General features: G+C 70.4%; 2 protein-coding genes. Both read right to left on the bottom strand.

Features of this window, described 5'->3' with window-relative positions; translation table 11 throughout:
* A partial coding sequence (locus VIP82_RS04830; RefSeq protein ID WP_331906204.1) for an alpha-hydroxy-acid oxidizing protein occupies positions 1 to 778 on the bottom strand: 778 nt, incomplete at its 3' end.
* 82 nt (positions 779 to 860) lie between these two features.
* Entirely contained in the window at positions 861 to 2,696 is a 1,836-nt protein-coding gene (locus tag VIP82_RS04825) for a glycoside hydrolase family 15 protein (RefSeq protein WP_331906202.1), read from the bottom strand.
* Positions 2,697 to 3,279: the final 583 nt, after the last annotated feature.

The following is a 3,279-nucleotide window of genomic DNA, read 5'->3' as shown; positions in this document are numbered from 1 at the left end:
GCGGCGTCAGGCGCACCGGCGGCGCGGCCTCGGCCGCGGCATCCGCTTCCCCGGTCGACGACACCGACGCGCGAGATCTCTCGCGCACGAGCTGCTGGAAGACGGGGTCGCTCGTGTACTGCGCGATGCCCATGGCGCGGGTGAACGGCAGGTACGCGAGGTCGAGATCACGCGTGCGCCAGCCGAGCAGGTGGGTGTCGAGGGTGACCACGATCGCTTGGCAGCCGGATGCCTCGGCCCGCCGCAGCAGCGACGCGTTCAGCTCGTCGGAGGCCGACCAGTAGAGCTGGAACGGCCGCGATCCGGTCGGCGCGGCATCGCGCACCTCCTCCATGGGGAACGATGCCTGGTTCGAGAGCGTGTACGGGACCCCGAGGGATGCCGCGGCCCGCGCGACGGCGAGATCGGCGTCGGGGTGCGCCATCTCCATCACGCCGAGCGGCGCGAGCAGGAGTGGCGTCGGGCGGCGCACGCCGAGGAAGTCGATCGACAGATCGCGCGACGACACATCGCGCAGCGGCCGGGGCCACACCTGCCAGCGGCCGAACGCGGCGCGGTTGGCGGCGACGGTGCGCTCGGCGCCCGCTCCCCCGGCGATGTAGGCGAACGCCTCGGCGCTGAGCGCCTTGCGTGCGGCCGCCTCGAGCGCCGCGACGTCGACGGGCACGTGCGGGCGGGTGCCGCTGATGCCGGCGCGATAGATGTCGGACTGGGTCCGGCGCGAGATGCCGCGCGACGCCGCGGCGGGGTCTCCGGGGGCGGCGCCACTGTGAGCCATGCCGCCAGCCTAACCACGGTCCTCCGCGGGCTCTGGGGATGCGCGAAGGTGCGGATGCCACGAATCGCGACATCCGTCGATGCTAGTGATCGAGCAGCCGGTCCAGGTTCACTGCCGCGTTGATGAGCGACAGGTGACTGAACGCCTGGGGGAAGTTGCCCAGCTGCTCACCGGTCAGCCCGATCTCCTCGGCGTAGAGCCCCAGGTGGTTGGCATACGTGAGCATCTTCTCGAACGTCAGGCGGGCTTCCTCGGTGCGTCCCGTGCGCGTGAGCGCGTCGACGTACCAGAACGAGCAGAGCGTGAAGGTGCCCTCGGAGCCGCGCAGCCCGTCGGGCGACGCGGCCGGGTTGTAGCGGTACACGAGGCTGTCCGACACGAGCTCCACCTCCATCGCCTCGAGAGTCGAGAGCCACTTCGGGTCGCGCGGTGAGACGACACCCATGACCGGCATGATGAGGTTCGCGGAATCCAGCACGTCGCTCCCCTCGTGCTGCACGAAGGCGCCGCGATCGGCATCCCACGACGTGGCCATGAGCTTCCGGTAGACCTCATCGCGCTGGCCGCGCCATCGCACGATGTCGGCGGGTCGGCCGCCGGATTCGGCGAGACGGATGCCTCGGTCCAGCGCCACCCAGCACATGAAGCGCCCGAATGTGAACTTCTTCCGTCCACCGCGGGTCTCCCAGACTCCCTCCTCCGGCCGATCCCAGTTCTCGCAGACCCAGTCGAGCATGCGGCTCACGTCGGACCACTCCCCGTCGCTGAGCTGGAAGCCGTGCTCGGCGGCGAGCCGGATGGAGTCCATTGCCTCGCCGTAGATGTCGAGCTGCAGCTGGTCGGCCGCGCCGTTGCCGATGCGCACCGGCGACGAGTCGCGGTAGCCGCGCCACTCCGGCAGTGTCGTCTCTGCGAGATCGGACGATCCGTCGACGCGGTACATGATCTTGAGCGGGCCAGACTCGTCGCCCGCGCTCTCCTGCACCCGGTCGGTGAGCCACTGCACGAAGGCCTCGGCTTCGTCGCGGTAACCCAGGCCGAGCAGTGCCTGCACCGAGAAGGATGCGTCGCGGATCCAGGTGTAGCGGTAATCCCAGTTGCGCTCGCCCCCGACCTGCTCGGGCAGGCCCGCCGTGGGAGCGGCGACCAGGGCGCCCGAGGGTGCGTAGGTGAGGAGCTTCAGCGTGATGGCAGATCGGTGCACCATCTCCCGCCAGCGGCCCCGGTACGTCGAGCGTCCCACCCAGTCGCGCCAGAAGCGCTGGGTCTCGAGGTACATCCGCTCGAGCTCATCGATCGAGACGCGACGCGGCGCGGCGCCGCCCGTCTCGATGAGCACGCCGGTGCGTTCGCCGGCGTGCAGCGTGCCATGGACGCGCAGGCCGCCTTCGATCAGTTCGATCCTGCCCGCCTGCTGCTCGCCGCGGCGGATGATCTCGCCGACTCGGTGCACAGTGAGCGCCTGATCCCCGCCCCGGAACAGCACCCCGTCGCCGAGCGCCGGTTCGACGCCGGTGTGGGCGACGGTCCCGTACGTGAACGCCGGCCTGATCTCGCCGACGAACGTCATGGACCCGCGGACGACGCGGATGAGCCGGGCGATGCGGTGCCGGTCGGTCGCTTCGTCGCCCGCGATGGGCATGAAGTCGAGAACCTCGCCGACGCCCTCCTGAGTCATGAACCGAGTGAGCAGGATGGCCGTGTCCGGAAGATACAGCTGCCGCGTCACGTAGTCGTCGGTCTCGGGGCGCACGCGGCAGAAGCCGCCGCGCTGGGCGTCCAGGAGCGACCCGAACACGCTCGGCGAGTCGAACCGCGGCGCGCAGAACCAGTCGATCGACCCCTCGGTGTCGACGAGCGCGGCGGTCTGCAGGTCGCCGATCAGCCCGTGGTCCGAGATGTCGGGATACTCGCTCATCGGTGCGCCCCCTGCTCGTGCCCGCCGTCCGCCATCGGTGGCGCCGGCACGATGTCGAGCACGTGCGCGGACATGGCGCCAGCCTAGTGGCGTGCGTCCAGCCGACAGCAGGTGACTCCCCCCGGTTTCACGCCGGGCCCGGCCTACGCAGCGCGGCGCGGGTGGGACGTCGGCGGGCACGCTGAGCCCGCCGCCGGTGCGGTCCGTATGCACACCGACGGCGGGGGTTTGGGAAAGCGCTCGCCGGCGACACTAGGCGAGCGATGAGCCGTTGCGCAAGCGCGAGAGGCAACTTCGTAAAAACGTTTCACAAAGTTCTTGCCTCGCCGCAGGGCGGCGTGCGAGACTGCCAGCGATCACCAGCGGAATACGCTTTCCGTGGTGGCCGACAACAAATCAGGCCGGGGGCGATGCCGCCCCGGGCCGCACCCGGACAGGGCTCGAGTCCGTACGCGCCCGGTTCACGACGACGAAGACCGCGATGCTGCGGCCTGCGCCGTCATCCTTTGCCGATGCTGACAACAGGAGGAACCGTGCCCCACGCGTCCCCACGCGCCCACCGCGCGAAGCGACCCGCCGAACA

Origin of the sequence: Microbacterium sp., from assembly GCF_036566905.1 — a bacterium.
Lineage (GTDB): Bacteria > Actinomycetota > Actinomycetes > Actinomycetales > Microbacteriaceae > Microbacterium.
The sequence above is the reverse complement of the archived record's forward strand: the minus strand, read 5'-3'. Positions and strand labels throughout refer to the sequence as shown.

Coding starts and splice junctions, on each gene's coding strand:
- VIP82_RS04825 (WP_331906202.1), bottom strand. CDS start 2,696: ATGAGCGAGTATCCCGACATCTCGGACCACGGGCTGATCGGCGACCTG.